Here is a 21,281-nt window from a genome sequence, read left to right as displayed (position 1 = left end):
TTTGATGCAAACGAGAGAAGGGAGAGTTGATAAGCAATGGCATTTTTCAGAGACCCAGGAGAGATGTTTTTGGGGTGCTTGGGTACGGTGGAGCAGAGATACTTGGTAAATCTGATAAAGAATGCTGCGAAGAACGGGTATACGAGGTTTGTGGAGCCATGTGCCGGAACATTCGCCATGAGCAACTTGGCAATCCAGAACGGGTATAAGCCGGAGCAGATTGAGACGAGCGATGTGTCTATGATGAGTTCGGTTATGGGGTATGCCATTACGGGCAAGCCACTTGATGAACTGGAGATACACGCCCAGGGATTTTCCGATGAGGAACTGTTGGACCCGGCGGTTGCCTTGTATGCTCAGATGTATCTGAGAACATCGAAGACGGCCGGCAATGAGTATTTCTTTAATCTGCTGAAAGATTTAAGAGACAGAAGAGAGGAACATATTGAGCATATCCGACAGAGCCTGGAGAATATCAAGAAGGAAATGTATGGCATGACGTATCGCCCGTTGGATATGTGGGATCATCTGGACGAGGTGCTTGACGATCCACACACGCTGGTTATTGCCAATCCACCGACCTACTTCTCCGGCTATGAGAAGTTCTATGACACACAGGGGAAAATGACCTGGAAGGAACCAGAGTATAAGCTGTTCGACCCGGAAACAGGACACGTTGAGTTGTTTGACCGGTGCATGAATGCGAATGCGCTGGTTGTTTGCTACCAGGAAAAAAGAACCGGAGAGGCTGTAGGAGAGCCGATATTTGCAAGAGCCGGTACGAGAGCAGATTTGAACAGCTACATTACCTCGAACAGAGGAGAAGAAGCGGCGGCACTGGCAGAGGGAAGAAAAATCAAAAGACCTTCCGAAAGTAAGTTGGCACCGATTGCCTGTAGTATGTTGCCGAGAGATTACGAGATAACGGAGAAAAGCAAGGTACAGATCATCTCCATTAAGGCAGCAGAGGCACAGTATTACAGACAGCTATGGACGCATAATTTTGTTGGTTCATCGGCTACGTTCAATAGAGCTGTTCTGATTGACGGGATGGTATCGGGCGTATTTGGGATTTCAAAGATGCAAGCCACATCACTCTTCATCTGGTACGTTATGAAGGTCCCACACACCACGTATCGGCTCGGTAGACTACTGTATATGTTGGCACAGAATCATTGCTTCACAGAAACGCTCCTGGACGATCTGGAACGTGAGAAGGTAACGAAAGTCCGGACCGCCATGCTGACGAAGTATCCGGAGAACAAAGAAGTCCGGGGCATTATGAAGCTGGTAAACCGGCAGAAGGATAAGAACAACGGTTTCAAGCTGACATACGAAGCGGAGCTGACTGACCGAACAGAGCAGGAAACATTGGAAGAATGGTTAAGGAGGGAAAGACAGTGGCAGAAGAGCAGAAAGCAAAATATGAAATAATTTATGACATGGGTACGGAGCTGTACATTGCGAAGGTGCAGTTAGCCGAGCTTAAGGAGCAGGACATCAATGCCAGAATAATGAAAAATGAGATGCAGGACCAGCTCACAGCGAACATCAAAAACAGAGGGCAGTTGGAGAGTTTACCTCTGATTGCACTGATGGGAGAGAAGCTGGAGATTATTTCAGGGCATCACAGAGTAAAGAGTGCAAGAGAGGCTGGACTGAAAGAGATTATCGTTATCCTGGATAAGAGCGGGCTGACCCGAAGCAAGGCGGCTTCTAAGCAGTTGGCTCACAATGCAATCTCTGGGTTTGATGATGAGAGTACGCTGAGAGAAATTGTGAAGCTGATGGATAACGTCGATGATATGATGGAGAGCTATATAGGGAAAGAAATTCTGGAAGAACCGTTGGAGCAGTTTGATAAGCTGAATACTCCGGCGGTTCAGTTTGATTTCAAGACCATTGCGTTTGCGTTTCTTCCGAACCAGATTAGAGACTTGGATGCATTGATGAAGAATCTGAACGGTAGTTGTGCTGAGATTATCGGTGTTGCTGCCTATGAGCAGTGTGAGAAGTTCGTGGAGACACTGGATAAGTACCAGCAGTTTACGGACATCCGGAACGTAGGGGCGGCAGTCCATTCCATGATTGATGCTGCAAATGAGAAAATGGACGATGCCGGTTTTGACCCAGACATGGATTGGACGTACCTTGCGAAAGTATTTGGCAGTGCTGCCATTCCGGTAGAATCGGCAGAAGTAATCAAAAAAGCTCTGAAAAAAGCAGAGAAGGACGGCACGATTACCAGTAAGAATAAATGGCAGATGATTGAATACTGGGCGGCCGACTACCTGGCAGGGAAGTAGGTGGTTGAATGGCGGCAAAGCAGAAGTATGATGAGAGATTTGTAAAAATTGCCAAGGTATTGTGCATGAGAGGCGGTACGGATGAGGATTTAGCTGACGCATTCGAGGTATCTCCGAGGACAATCAACCGTTGGAAAAAGGATTACCCGGAGTTTGCAGAGGCTCTGGCCGCCGGAAAAGAATATGCAGATGCAGAAGTCGAACTGAGTCTGTATAAGCGAGCAAAAGGAAGTAAGAAGAAAACGAAAGTAACCCGGAAAATTATTGAGATGGACAAAGACGGTAATACCAAGCCTGCGAAGATAGAGACGGTTGAGACCGAAGAGGACATCATACCGGACGTAGGAGCGTGCTGTTTCTGGTTGAAGAATCGTAGGCCGGACATCTGGAGAGATAAGCAGGAAATTGGTCTTTACGAGATAGAAGACATGGAGGGTATCGAAGCCGACATTTATGGCGGCGAAGAATAAGGGCTTATCCAACCCGTATGTCAAGGTCAACAGGCGCAAGCGTATAGGGTTCAATTTCAGCGACAAGCACAAGCGGTATATCAAAAATTGTGCGAACAGTACCTACAATATCCTGGAAGGTGCTGTTCGTTCCGGTAAGACGGTAGATAATGTTTTCGCATTTGCTCACGAATTAAAAACGACGAAGGATAGAATCCACCTGGCGACTGGTTCGACTATGGCGAATGCTAAGCTGAACATTGGAGATGCTAATGGGTTCGGTCTTGAGTATATATTTCGTGGGCAGTGCAGGTGGACTCAGTACAAAGGGAATGACTGCCTGCTGATAAATGGCCCGGATACGGGGTACAAAGACAAGATTGTAATCTTCGCCGGAGGTGCAGCGTCCGATAGTTACAAGAAAATCCGAGGTAACTCATACGGTATGTGGATTGCAACCGAGATCAACCTGCATCATGACAACACCATCAAAGAGGCATTCAACCGACAACTGGCAGCCAAGAACAGAAAAATCTTCTGGGACTTGAACCCAGACCATCCTAAGGCAGCGATATACGTTGATTACATTGACAAATACGCTGAGAAAGCGGCCAAGGGAGAGCTTCTGGGTGGTTACAATTACGAGCATTTCAATATCTTCGAGAATATCAACATCCCGAAGCAGAGAATAGCTGAGATTGTCAGCCAGTATGACAAGGACAGCATCTGGTACATCCGAGATATTGAAGGTAAGAGAAGTATTGCAGAAGGCCTGATATACGTTAAGCTGGCAACTTCCATAGCGGCGGAGGACGATGAGTACATCGTGCCGTTGGAAGAGACGATTGACATGGCGAAACGTGGAGAGTTCATAGAGCTGAATATAGGCGTGGACTTCGGAGGTAACGGCTCCGGCCACGCTTTTGTTGCGTCTGGTATTACCCAGGGATATGAGAAACTGTATGTGCTGTCCTCTGAATGGCACGATGCAGACGGAACAGACCCCGATGATTTGAACCGGATGTTTATGAAATTCGTTGAGAAGATATTGGACCGGTACGGATTCATTACGAATGTGTACTGCGATTCTGCGGAACTGGTGCTGAAACGAGGCTTGCAGAAAGCTATGATTGAGGCGGAACTGGGAAATATCAATGTCACGAATGCTGCCAAGTGCAAGATTACAGACCGTATCTTCACAATGACCACGCTCTCAGCAACTGGGCGTGTGTTCTTTACGCCAGATTGTGAAAGTGTTCTCGAAGCTATCAGCATGGCGGTTTGGAATCCGAAGAAAATGGAACTGGAGCGTCTGGATGATGGAACCAGTGATATTGACTCTTTGGATGCTATGGAGTACAGCTTCGAGAAGAGGATAAAGAAATTCATTAAGAAGACGGGGTGAACTGATTGAGAATTGCAAATATATTGAGAAAGGTGTTGAGAAGATTGGTGCCGAATAACAGTGTGGAAAAAGCCCTGGGCGTTGATATATGCGAATCCGGAGTAATGCAGAATGCCATAGAGCTGTGGCACAACATGTACAAGAATGAACCGCCATGGAGAGGCGGAAAAGACAATGTGATTCCTCTGAATCTGCCGTCAGCGATCTCGGAGGAATTTGCCAGGCTGATACTAACGGAGTTCAGCATGGAGGTAACTGGCAGTCCGATGGCTGCTTTCATCAATGAACAGTTGAAAGACCAGCTTACGGACTTGAACAAATTTGTTGAGATGTACTGCGAAGGTGGGGCTATTGCGGTAAAGCCGTTCGTGACGAACATAGATGAAAACGGAAGACCAACGGCAATCGAGTTGGATTTCGTGAAAGCGGTGGATTTCTTCCCATGTGCGTTCAACAACAAGGGAGAGATAACGGCGGCGGTGTTTGTGGAAGGAAAGAAGATAGGAGATTACCTGTATACCAGGCTTGAATACCATGAGCTTACGGGAATGACCTATACGATCATCAACAAGGCGTTCAAATCCGAGGAGATTTACCAGTACAACGATGACGGAACCTATGCTGTGAGGGATAGATTCCGGAAAGAAGTGCCACTGTCTGAGGTGGATGAATGGGCGGGCCTGTCGGAAGAACCGGTAATTATCGGTAACATCGACAAGCCACTTTTTGCGTACATCAAAGTACCAAAGGCGAATAATATCGATACGGACTCGCCGTTGGGGGTATCGGTGTTCTCCAGAGCTACAGAGATAATAGAACAAGCTGACATTCAGTACGGGCGTGTATTGTGGGAGTACAAAGCCACAGAAGCCGCTATCTTGGGCGATTCTGAGTTGTTCCAGACAGATAAGCATGGAAAGCCGGTTCTTCCGGCAGGACAGGAAAGGATGTTCAAGACATTTGACTTCGACAGTGCGGACGGAACCAACAAGGGACTGCTAAAAGAGTATGCACCGCAGATTCGCCACGAAGCGTTGTTCCAGGGACTGAATAAGCAGCTAATGAAAATAGAGTTCCTGGTTGGCCTTGCCTACGGTACGCTGTCTGAACCAACGGACATTGAGAAGACGGCATACGAAATCCGGGTATCAAAGCAGAGGTCATACCATACGGTAACGGCGATGCAGGACGCATGGCATAAGGGATTTAAGAAAATCATATACGCCATGAGGGTTCTGGCATTGCTTTATGATATGGTTCCGGACGGAGAAACGGAGCTGAACTGTAACTGGGGCGATGGAGTTCTGGAAGACACAGAAGCTGAGTATCAGCGTAGATGGTCCATGGTGGTTGCCGGAAAGCTGAAAACAGAAGCGTTTCTTGCGTGGTATTTTGGATGCTCGGAGGAAGAGGCAAAGAACATGATGCCGGAGCCGGTAGCCAGATTTCCTACAGAAGAATAGGAGGTGTGAGCAGTGCTGACACCAGAATATTTGAATAGCTTTTCTTCCGGTTATCTGGGAATGTGCGATGTGTTGAATGAGCAGATCATCCGAGATGTGGCACGAAGGATAGCAAAGACCGGAAGGATCACACCGACAGCCGAGTGGCAGTTGAAACAGGCGAAGCAGTCCGGAGCGTTGATGGATGATGTAATCCGGGAAGTTGGTGTTCTGACAGGGAAATCCGATACAGAAATATTGCGATTGTTCCAGGATGCAGGCCTGAGCGGAATGTTGCAGGATGCAAAGCCATTATTGCAGGCCGGAAAGCTGAAAACATCGGATATTGTTCTTTCTGGAGCGATGCAGAGAACTATGGAGGCAGCCGCAGAGAAGTGCAGGGGAGAGATTGGAAACCTTACGCTGACAACGGCAATAGCCACACAGCAGGAGTATATGCAGACACTGAACGCAGCCTATATGAAGGTTACGTCCGGTGCTTTTTCGTACCAGGAGGCAATCAGACAGGCTATCCGGGATGCGGCAGTCAAAGGAACATCGGTCATGTATGACAGTGGGTATATCTCAAAGCTGGATACGGCAATCAGAACTGCTCTGCTGACCGGAGTAAATCAGACAGCCGGAAAGCTGACAGAGTTGTATGCTTCGGAGCTTGGGGCTGAGTATTACGAGACAACAGCTCATGCAGGAGCCAGACCCTCACACTCAGTCTGGCAGGGTAAGGTATTCAAGATTGAGGGCACAGCTCCGGGGTATGAGAACTTCTACGAGGCAACCGGATATGGAACGGGAGCCGGTTTGTGTGGTTGGAATTGCAGACATAGCTTCTATCCGTACTGGCCGGGAATTTCCAAACCGGCATACACGAAAGATGATCTGGAGGATTACAGCAGACCGAAATATTCGTTTGCAGGGAACCTTCTTACGGAGTATGAGTGTATGCAGAAGCAGCGTGAATATGAAAGGGCGGTCAGAGAGTATAAGAGAATCCTGGCCGCCTATGATTCGTATATCCAGACGGTTCAATCAGAAGCCGACAGAGCGTACTTCCGAGAAGAGTTTCAGAAAGAATCTGTGAAGCTGAAAGAGAAAGAATCGCAGATGAAGGATTTCTGCAAGCAAACCGGACGAAGCGTAGATACCGCCAGAACGCAGGTATCAGCCGTATATGACGGCAACGGTAACTTGGTATCATTTAACCGCTCAGTCAGTGGAAAAGCTGTATGGGCGAATAAGAAAGCAAAACAAGGAGGCAACAAGACATGTTATTTAGAAAAGCATTTGAACTGATGAAACAGGGTATGAAGGTAAAACTGCCGTCTTGGGCTGGTTATTGGTACTGGTCAAAGGAAAAGCAGACGATTATCATGCACACCAAAGATGGTATTGATATGGATATCCGTGAGACGCAGATTCCGGACTATACATTTTCCAATATCGCAAGTGATGAATGGACGTTAGCAGATAGTAAGAACTGTCCGGAATTGGGTGGCGAGGCTACATTCTCATTTGGAGAAGCAATTAAGTATCTGAAACGTGGCATGAAAGTAGCAAGAAAAGGATGGAATGGGAAGAAGCAGTACATCCAGCTCGCTACAGGAATTTCTTACAAGACAGCGGATGGAGATATCGTAAACTGCGAACATGATGCTATCGGAAACATGGCTATCGCATTTGTCGGAACATCAGGAGTACAGATGGGATGGCTCGCAAGTCAGGCAGATATGCTTGCAGATGATTGGGTGTTTGCAGATTAGGAGGATTAATCATGAAGAAATTGTTTATTTCACAGCCAATGAAAGGAAAGTCTGATGAAGACATCCTGGCAGAACGCCAGAAAGCAATCAAGAGCGCAGAGGAGAAGATCGGAGAACCAGTAGAGGTTATTGATTCTTTCTTCCAGGAAGCTCCGGTGGATGCAAAGCCACTCTGGTTCCTTGGAAAATCCCTGGAACTTCTGGCTGGTGCTGACATTGCATACTTTGCTAAAGGCTGGCAGGAGGCCAGAGGATGCAAAATCGAGAATACATGTGCTATTGAGTATGGCATTCCGGTTATCGAAGACTACACAGCAGAGTAGGAAGGAGGTGATCCTGCTATCTCCCATCCATGGGTTAAATGGTATTTGCCCCGTATAGGGCCGTAACGTATTAACCCTTACAATTTACCATTGAAGCACTTAAAACGTGTCCTGGGAACTCTCAGAAGTTCGTAGACACCCTTTAAGACCACGAAAATAATTAACAGTCAGCCGGTCCGTTGGTGGAACGTCTGGCTGTTGTTTTTTGCCCTGTGATATGGCATATAAACTGTCTCCTTCTCTTGCGTGCGGAGATATAAATGCACGATAGCAGTGCCGGAGTGAACCGGAATCTAAACGAAATCAGCGAAACGAAGAAAGGAAGGTAAGTGAAATGGCTTACGAATTTTTGAAGAAACTTTTTGGAACCCCGAAGGACGGCGAAGAGCCTAAGGCTATGACCTATGCAGAACTGGAGGCAGCGATTGATGCCGACAAGAAAATCCAGGTAGTAGATGTGAAAGCCGGAGGCTATGTGTCGAAGGAGAAACTAGATGCCAAGATTACAGAGCTGGACGGAGTAAAGCAGCAGTTGTCAGATGCTAACACAACGATTCAGTCCTACAAGGACATGGATATTGACGGCATTAAGCAATCTGCAAAGGACTGGGAGACGAAGTACACCCAGGAAACACAGAAGCTGACCGCACAGCTTGCAGCCCAGGAGCGTACTCATGCACTGGATATGTTCATGGGTGGTTATAAGTTCTCGAGCAAACCTGCTGAAAACGGTGTAAGAGCAGAGTTTGAAAAGAAGAACTTTACCCTGGAAGATGGAAAGTTCCTGGGAGGCGATGAGTTTATGAAGTCCCTTATGGAGAATGACGACTACAAGGGAGCTTTTGTTATCGAAGATGATAACGATCCGGAAGACGATTCCCATGAGGATGAGGAAGGAAAGCCGTTCTTTGCAAGAGGAGTTGGCGGAACTGGTGGAGCCGGAGGCGAAGGAGTCAAAGGCAAAGAAGCACCGTTTAATCCGTTTGGGTTCAACTTAATCAGACAGCCAGACAAAAACTAACAGGAGGAGAATGAAATGGCGAAATTAAATTATGCAACCGAGTATTTACAGACACTGGAGCAGATGTTTCCGTATGTCCTGTATTTTGGAGACTTATTTGCGACACCGAACAATGGAAGGTTCCGTTGGGTAAATTCCAGAGTTATCGAGGTGCCGACAATCTCCACAACTGGCCGTACCGATGGAGACAGAGACACCATTGGAACCAGAAAGCGTAACTACAACAACGAGTGGAAACCGCTGACCCTGGAGAATCACAGACAGTGGCAGACGCTGGTACATCCGAGAGACATTGCCGAGACCAAGGGTGTTGTGGCAATCGGAAATATCACGAAGGTTTACAACGAGGAGCAGAAGTTCCCGGAAATGAATGCTTACTGCATTTCCAAGCTGTATGCAGACTGGACTACTGACGGAGCGAAGACAGCCCACAGTGAAGTGCTGACAGAGGAGAATGTGCTGACCGTCTTTGATGAGATGATGAAGAACATGGATAATAAGAGAGTTCCGAGAGCCGGAAGAATTCTGTATGTGACACCGGATGTCAGAACGCTCATCAACAATGCGAAGCAGATTTACAGAACCGTTGATGTAGGTAGCCGTTCTGATGCAATCAAGAGAGCAATCAATTCTATTGATGATGTGAAGATTCCGGAGAGCGTACCGAGTGACATGATGAAGACGAAGTATGACTTTACCGAGGGTTGGAAGGTAGATTCCACAGCGAAGCAGATCAACATGGTTCTGGTACATCCGGCGGCGGTAATCACACCGATTTCTTACGAGTTTGCTCAGCTCGACCCGCCATCCGCAGGCTCCCAGGGTAAGTATGATTACTTCGAGGAGTCTTTCGAGGATGTATTTATCCTGCCTCACAAGATGGACGCTATTGATTTCCATGTGAGTGTATAAGAGAAACTGATTACTGGCTCTGTGCGTGTGCATGGAGCCAATTTTTGAAGGGAGAAACCATATGTATAAAGTTGAGAAAAAGAACAGAGTTCTCAGAATCCCGGATGAGAAATTCGATGAGTACAAGAAGATGGGCTACATTATCAGGGATGAGAATGACAATGTGCTGTTCGAGCCGGAGAACATTAAGGCGACTGCTGAAAAGCTCAAGAAGGAGAATGACGAGCTGAAAGCCAAACTGGAAGAGGCTGCCCTGTATGCAGAGAATGCAGACAAGAAGATTGCCGAGCTTCAGAAGGAGAATGATAAGCTGAAAGCGGCAGTCCAGGCACAGTCCGCAACAGGAGATGCAGACCCGGCAGAAACTGAAAAGAAAACAGCAGCCAAAGGCTCAAAGAAAACTGAGTAGGAGGTAGCTTATGTATTTAGCAACGAAAGACGGGAGTTCCTGCCGGATTCCCGAAAGAAAGGCAGCATATTACAAAAGCATGGGCTATTCGCTTGAAAGCCTGGAGCCGGAAGTCAGAACGGGCACATCTTCTCCGAAAGAAAAGAAGACCGGCAAAAAAGATTCAGCTACGCAGGAGGGCGTAAACCCGGCGAATAGCTGATTTTTCTTTGCAGCCTACCAATTTATCAGAAAGGGGTGTTTCGATGGTCCAGGAGGACGTAAGAAGACCGTATGTGGATTTTGCATACTACAAGAATGATTACGGTGGCACGCAGATAAAAACGGAGAATGATTTCAAGAGAGCCGAGAGTATTTCGGAAGCATTCGTGAACCAGGTTACGTTTGGCCGGATTGCAAGGCTGAGTTCGGTTATAGACTCAATTAAGGATGCAATCTGCTGTGTAGCTGATACGGTGGCAGTGCAGAACGAAAAGAGAGAAGCTGTTGTGAAGTCGGAATCTAACGATGGATATTCCATCAGCTATGCGGATGCCATGAATGATACGGCGTTGCATAATGAAATGTATAGGGCTGTGAGGTCATACCTGGCGAACACCGGACTGCTGAACAGGGGGTGGGTGAAAGAGTATGACGACAAACAGTGATGTGACAATCTTTAATCTGAGAATTGGAGCAGACCGCCGGGAAAAACTCTGTGCGACAAGAATCATGGGGGTTTCGTGGTATGGAACAAAGGGAGAGACGGTATCAGACACGGACCGTAGGGATAAGGCAAAATGCGTAATCCGAATCCCGGTCACAGCGACAGTAGAAGCCGGAAAGCAGTATATAAGCGAAGAAAAATACAAGAAGCTGTCAGATGAAGAGGCAGAGAGATACTGGACTATCCAGAAGGGAGCTTATATTGTGCGAGGACAGTATGTGGTGGCCGGACAGTGGTTGTTCGATACGTTCAGTTTCCGCCAGGGCATCATTCTGAAAGAGACGATTGAGGAGCTGGCAAAGCTTAGACAGCACGATGAAGATTTTGTGACTGTCACAGAATATGCCGACAATACAATCAGAGGAACCGACAGGACGAAGCACTGGAGAATAGGGGGCGAGTGATGGCATTGAAAAAGATCACAACTCCGAAAGGTTCAATCATCAATTCCGGAAACGGGAAAGCGGAGCTGACCTGGAGTTCGGATTTTGCGGCAAGAAGGAATGCTCAGTTCAGCAGAAAGCAGATGTTTGTAGATTCGGAGGTACTGAGAAGGTGTAGTCCGAGGGTTCCGTTCCAGACTGGTATGCTGGAGAAATCCGGCAAACTGGGAACGGATGTAGGCAGTGGAGAGGTAGATTACATTGCCCCGTATGCTGCCATGCAGTATTACGGAACAGCAGACACCAGACCGTATGATGCGAACCGAGGAGCACATTGGTTTGAGAGAACGAAGGTGGCTGAAAAAGAAGACATTCTGCGAGGAGCAGATAAGATTTAGGAGGTCACATGGAAGTAAATAGTGTACTGGAGGGCATAACAGAGTATTTTCTGAAATGTCCTCTTTTGAAAGACGGTGTATTCCGGGTAGATGCCCTTGGGCCAGACCCAGTAGAGTACACCATAGAGACCGGGATATTCGACCCGGTAATCCAGAGATATGTAGACGGCAGTTCGGAACGGCAGTATCAGTTCCAGTTCGGTTCCAGGGAGTTTTACAGCATGGACCGGGTACAGAACATAGAGAACAGCACGTTCTATGAAGAATTTGCGGACTGGGTAGAGGAGAACAGCATGGCAGGCAACCTCCCGGAGCTTCCGGAAGGAATGTGTGCAGAAGAGATAGAGGTTCTTTCCCCTGGATATATCTTTGATGGAGCTATGAAGAACGCAAGGTATCAGATTTCCTTGCGATTATTGTATTTTAAGGAGGCAAGTAAAAATGGCAGGTAATGTAAGTGGCGCAAGAGAAGTGGTACAGAGACACCAGTTTGCGGATTATCTGAATATCGGAACATCTGAAAAGCCGAACTGGGTACTGATGGGCGTTGGTTTCACAACTCTGGATGAAACATTCGGTGCAGAGAGCGAATCTGAGAAGTATGTGTGTGAGCCGTCTTCCTCTTCCTCTGTTGTATCCTACACATCGGTATTTCCGTTTGAAGCGAGACTCATTAAGAGCCAGGATGCGGTCAATGCACTGTACCATGTAGGGAGAAATCATTTAACCGGCAGCGATGCAGAATTTGAGTATTGCAGAGTAGAGTTATGGGACCAGAAGCAGAGTGAATCTACACCGGTTGCAAACACATTTGCGGCCAGAAAGTTCCTGGTATCCGCCGAAGTGAGCGGCGTATCTGGAGAGAAGAAACAGAGCATGAGTGGAAATCTCAATGCAGTAGGCGATCCGCTTGACGGATATTTCAACACAGAATCAAAGACATTTGAAGAAGCTGCGGCTTAGAATTTGGAGGTAAAGTAATATGAGCATGTTAAAAATTTGTGGACAGGAATTAGAGTTAGATCTGTTCGATGCAGATACTATGGAGGTTTATGAGAAATCCATGGATGAGGTTGTGAAAAGAGCCGAGGAATCCAAGAAGCATACGGAGCTGTCGAATGCGGATGGCATCCGGGAGATGTGCGGAATCGTGAAAAATTTCTTCGATGAGGTATTTGGAGACGGAACGGCTGAAAAGCTGTTCAAGGGTAAAAACAACTTGGCAATCTGCATGGATGCTTTCGGAATTGTTTCTTCTGAGGCTGGTAAGATGAAAGGCCAGGTAAATGCGATTACCAACAAGTACAACATGAACCGGGCCCAGAGACGCCAGGAAGGTAAGAAAAATAAGCATGGCAAGAACGGAGCAGTAGTAACGCCAATTAGTAATGCGAGTGGGCGTGATAATTCATGAACCACAACATGCTTGTAGACTATCTTCCGGAAACAGTAGAGATTGAAGGTACGGAGTATGCGATAGAAACAAACTTCCGTACCTTCATTCTGTTTGAAATGATGATGCAGGACCCGGAGCTTTCGGACGCTGAGAAAGCAAGGCAAGGTCTGGAACTGGTATATCCGGAGATTCCGGAGAATCTGGATGCTGCGGTGGATGGGCTGTTGTGGTTCTATGCCGGTGGTAAACGATGGCGTGAGAAGAGAGCCGGAGCAGTAGAAGGAACGACGGGAGTGCAAAGGATTTATTCTTTTGAGCATGACGATGATTACATCTATTCAGCGTTTCTGACGCAGTATTACATAGACCTACAGGATATTGAATATCTGCACTGGTGGAAGTTTAAGGCTTTACTGAGAACGCTGTCCTCTGACCTGGAGTTCAGTAAGATTATGGAGTATCGAAGCGTAGACATTGATGCGACCATGACGAAGGAGCAGAGAGACTTCTACCGCAGGAAGAAAGAACTGTATGCTTTACCGTTGCCTGCTGATGAGGAAGAGAAGGTAGATGCAATAGCAGAAGCCCTCATGAATGGCGGCGACCTTACGGGACTGCTGTAGGAGGTGACTGGCTATTGAAGATGTAAAGAAGAAAATGATACGGGTGGAATGCCCGGAGTGTAAATATAAAATGCCGTTGTTTTTTGAAGAGACGGCGGAGTGTTCGGGCGTGATGGTCTCCTGTAAAGGGAGAAAATGTCATGCCCGTTTTGAATTAAAAATCAAAGACGGAAAACAAATCAAGTAGTGCCATTATGAGCCGATGATTGAGCCGAAGAATTGAGGTGAGAACATGGGCTATGATGGTACGCTGAAATTTGACACCAGCATAGATAGTTCCGGTTTCCAGAGCGGACTAAGCAAATTATCTGGAATGGCGAGCGGAGCGATTAAGGCTACCACTACTATTCTGGCCGGTGCCGCAACAGCGGTAGCCGGTATTGGTACGGCTGCAATCAAGGTCGGTTCTGACTTTGAGGCAGGAATGAGTAAGGTCCAGTCAATTTCCGGTGCTTCGGCTACAGAGATTCAGCAGCTTGCTGATAAGGCAAAAGAAATGGGCGCCAAGACGAAGTTCAGTGCCACAGAAAGTGCCGAGGCTTTCCAGTACATGGCGATGGCCGGATGGAAAACCGGAGATATGCTGAACAGTATTGAAGGTATTATGAACCTGGCGGCAGCGTCTGGGGAAGACCTTGCATCGACGAGTGACATTGTTACCGATGCGATGACTGCCTTCGGACTGGCGGCAGACGGAACAACAACCATCATCAAAAACGGGTACTCGAAGGAAGTTTCCAATGCTACACATTTTGCAGATGTGTTGGCAAAGGCAGCATCCAATTCCAATACCAACGTAGGAATGATGGGCGAGACGTTCAAGTACGTTGCCCCCGTAGCCGGAGCCTTAGGATTCAGCGTTGAAGACTGTGCTACGGCAATCGGTCTGATGGCGAACTCCGGAATCAAGGCAAGCCAGGCTGGTACATCTCTACGAAGCATCTTTACGAGAATGGCGAAGCCGACCAAAGAAGTACAGGCGGCTATGGACCAGTTAGGAATCTCACTGACGAACAGTGACGGTTCCATGAAGTCTCTAAAAGAGATTATGAATGACCTGCGTTCTGGATTTGCAGGCCTGACAGAAGCACAGAAAGCACAGCTTGCAGCATCACTCGGCGGCCAGGAGGCTATGAGTGGATTGCTGGCTATCGTGAATGCGTCCGATGAAGACTACCAGAAGTTGACGGATTCTATTTACGATGCGGATGGTGCGGCCAAGGAAATGGCAGACACCATGAATGATAACCTACAGGGAGCAATCACACTCTGCAAGAGTGCATTGGAATCTGTAGGTATTGCCCTGTACGAAGAAGTACAGGAACCGATGAAAGAAACGGTCAAAGTCATTACCAGCATGGTAGAGGATATGAATGAAGCCATGGTGGAAAAAGGATTTGACGGTCTGATTGAGGCGTTTGGAAATTCACTCGCTGAGCTGGCACAGATGGCTATGGAGGCAGCACCTACATTGATAGGGGTTGCAGAGGACCTGGTAGGTACGTTCATAAATGCCATCATGGACCACCAGGAAGAATTTGCAGAGGCCGGAGCAACTGTAGTTGCTGAGCTTGTAAAAGCGATTCTGAATGTTGCCGGGGATATGTGGTCCGCCGGTATTTATTTGTTTACGGAATTTTTGCAGGCATTAAGCGACCATTCCGAGGAGATAGGCCATTCTTTCGGTGAAATGCTGAGTAAACTTGGCGAGGCGGTACAAGAAAATCTGCCGCTTATCATCCGGGCTGCAAAAGATTTCGTAGCCGGATTCTGCGAGGGGCTAAGTGAAGAATTTCCGGGCGTATCTGCACTGATAGAAGGGTTCCTTAATGGATTCATCGATACGGCAAGTACGATTATCCAAGGAATTGTAGATGTGGTTTCTGACCTGTTCGGTGTGATTGATGGAGCAGACCCGAATGTGCTGGAGGCTGTCGGATATGCAATCGGCGTGATTGCGGCGTCCATAGCAGCTCTGAGCATTGCAAGTTCTGTTCTGTCCTCTGTAAAATCTCTGTTCAAGGTGCTTGGCACACTGAAAGGCGGAGTTTCCGGACTGGTTGGAGTAATCGGAAAAGTTGTAGAAGGATTCGCACTCTGGAAGGGCGGAGCCGGAACACTGATGGAAGTTCTGGAACTGGAGTTCCCGAAGGTCGCAGGTATTTTCTCCTCTATCGGAGGATCAGTTCAGAAGGCAATCGGATTCTTTGCAGAGTTCGGTTCATCAATAGCCGGAATTGGTTCTATCATTGCAGGAGCGATTCTTGCAGTTACCAATTTCGTAGATATGTTTGTAAATGGTTTCAGTGCCATAAAAGAGGTTCTGATGGTAGTCGGTATTGCACTGGCGGCTGTCGGGGCTGTTATCCTTGGAGCACCTGCACTGGTTGCGGCGGCGGTAGCTGGAATTGTAGCTGCGGTAGCAACGGCGATTGTTCTCATCAAGGAACATTGGGACCAGATTGTAGAATTTTTCCAGAGCATACCGGATAAGCTGAGCGAACTTGGTTCGGCTATCGCTGAATGGGGCTCTGGTGTCCTGGATAGCATAGGAGAATTCATTGACTCTGTTGTTGGGTGGTTCTCCGAATTGCCAGGAAAAATCATATATGCGATTAGCTCACTAGCAGACAGTTTTGCTGAGTGGGGAGCTTCCATGCTGGAAACGGCATCTGAGGTAGTATCGCAGATTATTGATTCGATTGTGCAGTTCTTTACGGACCTGCCATACAAAATCGGTTATGCGATAGGCTTTGTAATTGGTACGCTGATTGAATGGGGAGCAAATGTGATTAACTGGATCACAACGAATGTTCCTCAGATGATAGATAGCATCATTAAGTTTTTCTCTGAATTGCCGGGAAAAATCTGGAACTGGCTGGTAAACACCTACAACAAATTGGTTGAGTGGGGAAGTCAGATGCTCCAGAAAGCCGGAGAGATAGCAAGCAACTGTATAGACAGTATCGTGAAATTCTTTTCCGAACTGCCGGGCAAGATTTGGAATTGGCTGACAGATGCCTTTAACAAGCTGGTAACGTGGGGGTCCAACACCCTGCAGAAAGCAAAGGAGATAGCTTCTAACACGATAGATGCAATCGTTAATTTCTTCTCCCAGTTGCCAGGAAAAATCTGGACCTGGTTAAGTAATACGCTCCAGAAGGTAATCCAGTGGGGTTCCGATATGGTAGCGAAAGGAAAACAGGCAGCATCTGATTTGTGTAGTGCCGTCATAAATGGCGTAGCGAACCTGCCGTCCCGGATGGCGAGTGTAGGCTACAACATCGTGATGGGAGTATGGAACGGAATCTGTAATGCGGCCGGTTGGTTCAGACGCCAGGTGCAGAGTTTCTTCTCTGGCATCGTAGATGGTGTTAAGGGAGCCTTAGGTATTCATTCCCCGTCCAAAGTCTTTGCAGATGAGATTGGTAAGTGGATTCCGCCTGGTATCGGCGTAGGTATTGAAGCCGAGATGCCAGACCTGTATAAGCAGATGGATGATGAGATGGCCAGTCTTGGAAAGCGGATGCAGACGGCGGTTAATGTGGAAACCGGAAAGATTGCTGTTGATAAGAAGGTCAGCACAACATACAAAGTCGAGAAAGAAAAGCAAGGTGTCTTCGAGAGTGGAGACACAACGGTAGAGATTACCGGAGAGACACACGTTCATGTAGAATTGGACGGTAGGGAAGTTGGAGATACAACAACACCGATTGTCGATGAAAACATGGCAAGAATTGATACACACAAGAAGAGAGGAGGTTAATCATGTCGGGAGTAGGCATTACGTTTGATGAGACACATTCGTTCCGGGACTGGGGCTTAAGACTCAAGAAGATTGTTATCGGCATACCGAAAGCAAAGACAGAGTATGTGAGCGTCCCCGGCATGAACGGGGACCTGGACCTCTCAGAAGCTCAGAACGGCGGCGTAAAATATGAGATGCGGACCTTGAAATTCACATTCGGGGCAAGAAACTGTAGTTATGAAAGATGGAGCGGTCTGTTAAGTCAGATCGCTTCTGATTTGCAGGGAATCTCGAAGAGAATCATCCTTGACACCGACAAGGGATATTATTATACCGGCAGGTGTGAGATAGAGACAGAGAAGAATAACGATGTAACGGCGGAGATTGTTATAAGCTGTAAATGCGAGCCGTATAAAATCAGCGTGGATTCTTCGGATGAGCCTTGGAAGTGGGATACGTTCAGCTTCATCAATGGCGTTATCCGTAACACCTCAGACATCACGATCAGCTCTGGCTCCGGTTGGCAGAAAGTCAGCCTGGACGGTTGGGTTCATAACGAAACGCTCAGAATTGTTTCCAATGCGGAAATGAAGGTAAGGTATCGTAATTCAACCTATACGATATATACTGGCGAGAATATCATGTATGACATTGTTCTGTACAAGGGAGTGAATGACCTTTACTTCCAGGGAACGGGCAAAGTCACGCTGATTCACAGAGGAGGGATGCTGTAGATGTATACGATTAAAGCCTATGTGGACAGCAAGGAGTACACGATTCACGATGCCAGGGTAAAGGCACTGACCGTTGGCGGAAATCCGTATTTTGAAATCGGGGATAACATCAACGGTTCGGCAACCTTCAAGGTGTTTCCGACACACCCGTACTATGACAAGGTTACGAAGCTGACAACAGATATTGTGATTTACCGGGATGATGAGCCGGAGTTTTATGGGCGAGTTCTCTACGATGATGAAGATTTTTCTGGAACAAAGAAAGTCTTCGTCGAAGGAGAACTTGCCTTTTTGTGCGACAGCATCCAGAGACCGAAGGTTTATCATAATATTTCGGTCAAAGCGTATGTGCAGGATTTGATAGACATTCATAATGCACAGGTAGAAGAGAGAAAGCAGTTCGTTGTCGGCAGGGTAACGGTAAAGGATTCTAATGATTCACTGTACCGGTATTCCAATTACGAGGACACAAGAACGGCGTTCAAAGAGAAGCTGACGAGCAGACTTGGAGGACATCTGGTTATCCGGCATGAGGACGGTCTGAGAATCCTAGATTACCTGTCAGATGAAGACTATTACACCAGGAACACGCAGGGCATCCGGTTTGGGAAGAACATGTTGGATTTCTCAAAGAACATGGATGCTTCGGACTTGGCAACGTGTATTATCCCATTGGGAGCGAAGCTGGATGAAGACGAGCAGGACCCGGCACTGGAGGCAATCTCTGAACAGAGAAGAACCATTGCGAGCGTCAACGGTGGCGTGGATTATGTCACAGACGATAACGCAGTGAAGGAATACGGCAAGATTTACAAGACTGTAACCTGGGACGATGTGACAGTTCCAGAGAACTTAAAGAAAAAGGCCGAGGAATATTTGAAGTCGGTACAGTTTGAGAAGATGGTACTGGAGCTGAAAGCGATAGACTTAAATCTGACGGATGAATCTTTCCAGAGATTTGAGATCGGCAACATGATCCAGTGTGTTTCCACACCGAACGGTTTAGACCGGGAATTTCCGCTGACAAAGAAGAAAGTGTATATTACCAGCTTCAAGAACAACACCGTTACGTTGGGCGATGAGACGAGTGCTAAGTCCTACACCTCGTCAAACCGCCAGAGTACGGCTGAAATGGAAGAGACAATAAAATCCTTGCCGAGTAAGACAGAAATCTTGCAGGAGGCTCTCAGAAGTGCACAGGACCTAATAAATAAACAGGTAGCCAGTGGATATGCAGTACACGTTCCGAATGAGTTCATCGTTGCTGATGATGTGGATTATAAGAACAAAGCCAAGAACCTGTGGAGATGGGGACTTGGCGGTTTTGCTCATTACAGCCAGGGGTATGACGGACCGATAGACGGAGTGGCACTGACCATGGATGGAAAAATCAATGGGGAGATGCTTCTGGTAAATTCAGTCAAAACGGAATCACTGGATGCCGGATACCGGACATCGGTAGAAACGAAGATATCAGAGAGCGAGACAGCGGCGAAGAATCATGCTGATAATAAAGTCAGAGTAGCCAGAGAGGAGATTGAGAATTCCATTTCCAACCTGGAGAATAAGATTTCGCTATCTGTACGAAGTGTAAAGGAAACGGTTGCCCGGAAGAACTATATAGTTGGTGGTGAGCAAGAGACACTTGATAAAAGAAAGTTCACTGCATCCGGCATAACTGGTAGCTGCACGATTGAGCAAGCGGAGTTCCTAAACATGAATGCGATCAAGCTGACATTCTCCGCAAATGGTTCGGTGACATTGACACAAAGCCTGGGAACTATGGAAGCTGGCAATTATAAGATTGCTGTTGAGGCTGCATATCCAGAAGGCTCAAAGTACCGCCCGTCTTATGTACGGTATGGATTCTCAGAGAACCAGTCTACAGAATATTTCAGCGGATATAGTGCGGATGAATTTCACACCTACAGTAAGCAAGTGAAGATTACCAAAGCGGCGAAGTCTGTAGCAATCACGGTTTACGGATATACCGGTTCAGTGGTGTATCTCACGAACATCCGATGTCTGAGAGACATGCAGGAACTACTGGATGATCTGAATGCCAGGATAGATGTAGAAGTTGGCAAAGTGTCAGCTTCGGTGTCAGATCTCTATGAAAATTCGCTGCATAACTATTGTAGCAATGGAAAGTTCTCAAATAACGATGATAAGTTTACTGGTTGGGGAAGGAGCAACACAACCCAGGTCACACAGACAACCTTTGGCAGCAAGAGCTGTGCGAAGATTGAGAACACATCTTCGACATACAATATCTCCTGGTATCAGAGACCATGGGAGAAGCGTGGAGACATTACAGTTAGGTTTAAGGCGGCGTGTAATGCAGAAGACGCAGATACGGCAAGGATAAGATTAACGATTGACGGCAAAAACTTTTATACCAATGCAGGAGAGCTGAGTGACGAGTGGACGGAGTTCGAGTTTACATCTTATGCAACGCCGTCATATTTCTATACGTATTTTTACAACTATGTAGCAAATACGACCGTATATATCACGGACGTGGAGATTCTGGGATATATGTCTGCATACTCGGAATCTCAGTTGACGATTTTAAAAGATTCCATCGAATCCGAAGTGAAGAGAGCAACGGCACAAGAAGGAACGTTATCTTCTTCTATCAAGCAAAATGCAGAGAGCATCACTTCAAAAGTGAGCAAGGGTGAAATGGGCTCTTACATCACGCAGTATTACAACAACGTGATTATAGCTTTCAATAAAAACTCAAAATACGTGCAGATCAATCCAGGAGAGATCGCTATTTACAATTACGGAGTAGAGAACTCTAAGAAACGTGCTGTATTCGATGAAACGGGTAATCACTTTTACAGAGATGGATATTATGTCGGAGCGATTGGCACAAACCAGTGGTCAGGGAACAATGCTCATAAGGGATTAGTGTTCGATTTGGAACCGCAAGGAAAGTATATGGCATTTGCACAAAAAGCAAGTTCCTCAGCTACTTCCTATACTACGATGTTATGTTTCAGCCGTGCGAACAGTATCTACGATGAGTACGGAGTAAACCTGGGATGTAATTTGATTGGAAACTGGTATACGTTAAAAAATTTCAAAATTGGAAGCATATCAGCAGGAGGATATACGGCTTTTAGCGGAGCGATACCGATTGTATGTGAGATCACGAACAATGGCAACAGTTGGACGTATTCACATCTCAGAGTTTACAACGGAATCATAGTAGGTTACTGGAACTAAGAAGGAGGCAAGAA

General features: G+C 46.9%; 22 protein-coding genes. All 22 read left to right on the top strand.

What is annotated here, in order from left to right:
- Positions 1-36 precede the first annotated feature (36 nt).
- Positions 37-1,434 (top strand): putative antirestriction adenine methyltransferase, encoded by a 1,398-nt coding sequence (locus NE671_RS02775; protein ID WP_101872186.1) that lies wholly within the window; start codon positions 37-39, stop codon positions 1,432-1,434.
- The gene (locus NE671_RS02770; RefSeq protein WP_227081161.1) at positions 1,401-2,306 is read left to right on the top strand and encodes a ParB N-terminal domain-containing protein; all 906 of its coding nucleotides are present in this window, start codon (positions 1,401-1,403) and stop codon (positions 2,304-2,306) included. The genes NE671_RS02775 and NE671_RS02770 overlap by 34 nt, the downstream gene beginning before the upstream one ends.
- An 8-nt stretch (positions 2,307-2,314) precedes the next feature.
- Positions 2,315-2,776 (top strand): hypothetical protein, encoded by a 462-nt coding sequence (locus tag NE671_RS02765; protein WP_064786146.1) that lies wholly within the window; start codon positions 2,315-2,317, stop codon positions 2,774-2,776.
- Between the two features lie 424 nt (positions 2,777-3,200).
- Complete coding sequence (locus NE671_RS02760; RefSeq protein ID WP_330588847.1) at positions 3,201-4,160, top strand: hypothetical protein; 960 nt, start codon at positions 3,201-3,203, stop codon at positions 4,158-4,160.
- A gap of 35 nt (positions 4,161-4,195) precedes the next feature.
- Positions 4,196-5,623, top strand: coding sequence for a phage portal protein (locus NE671_RS02755; RefSeq protein WP_256163644.1), 1,428 nt, complete (start codon positions 4,196-4,198; stop codon positions 5,621-5,623).
- Positions 5,624-5,635: 12 nt separating this feature from the next.
- On the top strand, positions 5,636-6,913 hold the full coding sequence (locus NE671_RS02750; RefSeq protein WP_256163642.1) for a phage minor capsid protein: 1,278 nt from the start codon (positions 5,636-5,638) through the stop codon (positions 6,911-6,913).
- Positions 6,886-7,380 (top strand): DUF2829 domain-containing protein, encoded by a 495-nt coding sequence (locus NE671_RS02745; RefSeq protein WP_117963903.1) that lies wholly within the window; start codon positions 6,886-6,888, stop codon positions 7,378-7,380. Before NE671_RS02750 ends, NE671_RS02745 begins: the two co-directional genes overlap by 28 nt.
- A gap of 11 nt (positions 7,381-7,391) precedes the next feature.
- The gene (locus NE671_RS02740) at positions 7,392-7,703 is read left to right on the top strand and encodes a hypothetical protein (protein ID WP_117963885.1); all 312 of its coding nucleotides are present in this window, start codon (positions 7,392-7,394) and stop codon (positions 7,701-7,703) included.
- Positions 7,704-8,037: 334 nt separating this feature from the next.
- Positions 8,038-8,724: a phage scaffolding protein gene (locus NE671_RS02735; protein WP_173813360.1), complete on the top strand. Its 687-nt coding sequence runs from the start codon at positions 8,038-8,040 to the stop codon at positions 8,722-8,724.
- A gap of 15 nt (positions 8,725-8,739) precedes the next feature.
- Positions 8,740-9,636 (top strand): capsid protein, encoded by an 897-nt coding sequence (locus NE671_RS02730; RefSeq protein WP_173813359.1) that lies wholly within the window; start codon positions 8,740-8,742, stop codon positions 9,634-9,636.
- Between the two features lie 61 nt (positions 9,637-9,697).
- Positions 9,698-10,045: a hypothetical protein gene (locus tag NE671_RS02725; protein WP_256163640.1), complete on the top strand. Its 348-nt coding sequence runs from the start codon at positions 9,698-9,700 to the stop codon at positions 10,043-10,045.
- Between the two features lie 10 nt (positions 10,046-10,055).
- Positions 10,056-10,247 (top strand): hypothetical protein, encoded by a 192-nt coding sequence (locus tag NE671_RS02720; protein WP_064786130.1) that lies wholly within the window; start codon positions 10,056-10,058, stop codon positions 10,245-10,247.
- Positions 10,248-10,290: 43 nt separating this feature from the next.
- A complete protein-coding gene (locus NE671_RS02715) occupies positions 10,291-10,692 on the top strand; it encodes a hypothetical protein (protein ID WP_173813357.1) in 402 nt (133 codons plus the stop codon).
- Entirely contained in the window at positions 10,676-11,155 is a 480-nt protein-coding gene (locus tag NE671_RS02710) for a DUF6751 family protein (protein WP_256163639.1), read from the top strand. Before NE671_RS02715 ends, NE671_RS02710 begins: the two co-directional genes overlap by 17 nt.
- Positions 11,155-11,532: a minor capsid protein gene (locus NE671_RS02705; protein ID WP_256163638.1), complete on the top strand. Its 378-nt coding sequence runs from the start codon at positions 11,155-11,157 to the stop codon at positions 11,530-11,532. Before NE671_RS02710 ends, NE671_RS02705 begins: the two co-directional genes overlap by 1 nt.
- Before the next feature lie 8 nt (positions 11,533-11,540).
- Positions 11,541-11,984 (top strand): hypothetical protein, encoded by a 444-nt coding sequence (locus NE671_RS02700; RefSeq protein WP_064786119.1) that lies wholly within the window; start codon positions 11,541-11,543, stop codon positions 11,982-11,984.
- Positions 11,974-12,495, top strand: coding sequence for a hypothetical protein (locus NE671_RS02695; RefSeq protein WP_064786117.1), 522 nt, complete (start codon positions 11,974-11,976; stop codon positions 12,493-12,495). The genes NE671_RS02700 and NE671_RS02695 overlap by 11 nt, the downstream gene beginning before the upstream one ends.
- A gap of 19 nt (positions 12,496-12,514) precedes the next feature.
- Positions 12,515-12,946 carry a DUF6673 family protein gene (locus NE671_RS02690; protein ID WP_256163637.1) on the top strand — a complete coding sequence of 144 codons (432 nt, stop codon included), beginning with the start codon at positions 12,515-12,517 and terminating at the stop codon, positions 12,944-12,946.
- Entirely contained in the window at positions 12,943-13,551 is a 609-nt protein-coding gene (locus NE671_RS02685; protein WP_256163636.1) for a bacteriophage Gp15 family protein, read from the top strand. The genes NE671_RS02690 and NE671_RS02685 overlap by 4 nt, the downstream gene beginning before the upstream one ends.
- Positions 13,552-13,783: 232 nt before the next feature.
- Positions 13,784-17,317, top strand: coding sequence for a phage tail tape measure protein (locus NE671_RS02680; RefSeq protein WP_256163634.1), 3,534 nt, complete (start codon positions 13,784-13,786; stop codon positions 17,315-17,317).
- Between the two features lie 2 nt (positions 17,318-17,319).
- On the top strand, positions 17,320-18,033 hold the full coding sequence (locus NE671_RS02675; protein WP_173813351.1) for a hypothetical protein: 714 nt from the start codon (positions 17,320-17,322) through the stop codon (positions 18,031-18,033).
- Complete coding sequence (locus tag NE671_RS02670) at positions 18,034-21,267, top strand: phage tail protein (RefSeq protein WP_256163633.1); 3,234 nt, start codon at positions 18,034-18,036, stop codon at positions 21,265-21,267.
- The last annotated feature ends 14 nt before the right edge of the window (positions 21,268-21,281 follow it).

Origin of the sequence: Blautia sp. DFI.9.10 (assembly GCF_024461705.1) — a bacterium.
Taxonomy (GTDB): Bacteria; Bacillota; Clostridia; order Lachnospirales; family Lachnospiraceae; genus Blautia_A; species Blautia_A fusiformis.
The sequence above is the reverse complement of the archived record's forward strand: the minus strand, read 5'-3'. Positions and strand labels throughout refer to the sequence as shown.

What these genes read in the sequence shown, in the direction of transcription:
- NE671_RS02775 (WP_101872186.1), top strand. Translation starts at nt 37, where the DNA reads ATGGCATTTTTCAGAGACCCAGGAGAGATGTTTTTGGGGTGCTTGGGT.
- NE671_RS02765 (WP_064786146.1), top strand. Translation starts at nt 2,315, where the DNA reads ATGGCGGCAAAGCAGAAGTATGATGAGAGATTTGTAAAAATTGCCAAG.
- NE671_RS02760 (WP_330588847.1), top strand. Translation starts at nt 3,201, where the DNA reads ATGTGGATTGCAACCGAGATCAACCTGCATCATGACAACACCATCAAA.
- NE671_RS02745 (WP_117963903.1), top strand. Translation starts at nt 6,886, where the DNA reads ATGTTATTTAGAAAAGCATTTGAACTGATGAAACAGGGTATGAAGGTA.
- NE671_RS02740 (WP_117963885.1), top strand. Translation starts at nt 7,392, where the DNA reads ATGAAGAAATTGTTTATTTCACAGCCAATGAAAGGAAAGTCTGATGAA.
- NE671_RS02735 (WP_173813360.1), top strand. Translation starts at nt 8,038, where the DNA reads ATGGCTTACGAATTTTTGAAGAAACTTTTTGGAACCCCGAAGGACGGC.
- NE671_RS02730 (WP_173813359.1), top strand. Translation starts at nt 8,740, where the DNA reads ATGGCGAAATTAAATTATGCAACCGAGTATTTACAGACACTGGAGCAG.
- NE671_RS02725 (WP_256163640.1), top strand. Translation starts at nt 9,698, where the DNA reads ATGTATAAAGTTGAGAAAAAGAACAGAGTTCTCAGAATCCCGGATGAG.
- NE671_RS02720 (WP_064786130.1), top strand. Translation starts at nt 10,056, where the DNA reads ATGTATTTAGCAACGAAAGACGGGAGTTCCTGCCGGATTCCCGAAAGA.
- NE671_RS02715 (WP_173813357.1), top strand. Translation starts at nt 10,291, where the DNA reads ATGGTCCAGGAGGACGTAAGAAGACCGTATGTGGATTTTGCATACTAC.
- NE671_RS02710 (WP_256163639.1), top strand. Translation starts at nt 10,676, where the DNA reads ATGACGACAAACAGTGATGTGACAATCTTTAATCTGAGAATTGGAGCA.
- NE671_RS02705 (WP_256163638.1), top strand. Translation starts at nt 11,155, where the DNA reads ATGGCATTGAAAAAGATCACAACTCCGAAAGGTTCAATCATCAATTCC.
- NE671_RS02700 (WP_064786119.1), top strand. Translation starts at nt 11,541, where the DNA reads ATGGAAGTAAATAGTGTACTGGAGGGCATAACAGAGTATTTTCTGAAA.
- NE671_RS02695 (WP_064786117.1), top strand. Translation starts at nt 11,974, where the DNA reads ATGGCAGGTAATGTAAGTGGCGCAAGAGAAGTGGTACAGAGACACCAG.
- NE671_RS02690 (WP_256163637.1), top strand. Translation starts at nt 12,515, where the DNA reads ATGAGCATGTTAAAAATTTGTGGACAGGAATTAGAGTTAGATCTGTTC.
- NE671_RS02685 (WP_256163636.1), top strand. Translation starts at nt 12,943, where the DNA reads ATGAACCACAACATGCTTGTAGACTATCTTCCGGAAACAGTAGAGATT.
- NE671_RS02680 (WP_256163634.1), top strand. Translation starts at nt 13,784, where the DNA reads ATGGGCTATGATGGTACGCTGAAATTTGACACCAGCATAGATAGTTCC.
- NE671_RS02675 (WP_173813351.1), top strand. Translation starts at nt 17,320, where the DNA reads ATGTCGGGAGTAGGCATTACGTTTGATGAGACACATTCGTTCCGGGAC.
- NE671_RS02670 (WP_256163633.1), top strand. Translation starts at nt 18,034, where the DNA reads ATGTATACGATTAAAGCCTATGTGGACAGCAAGGAGTACACGATTCAC.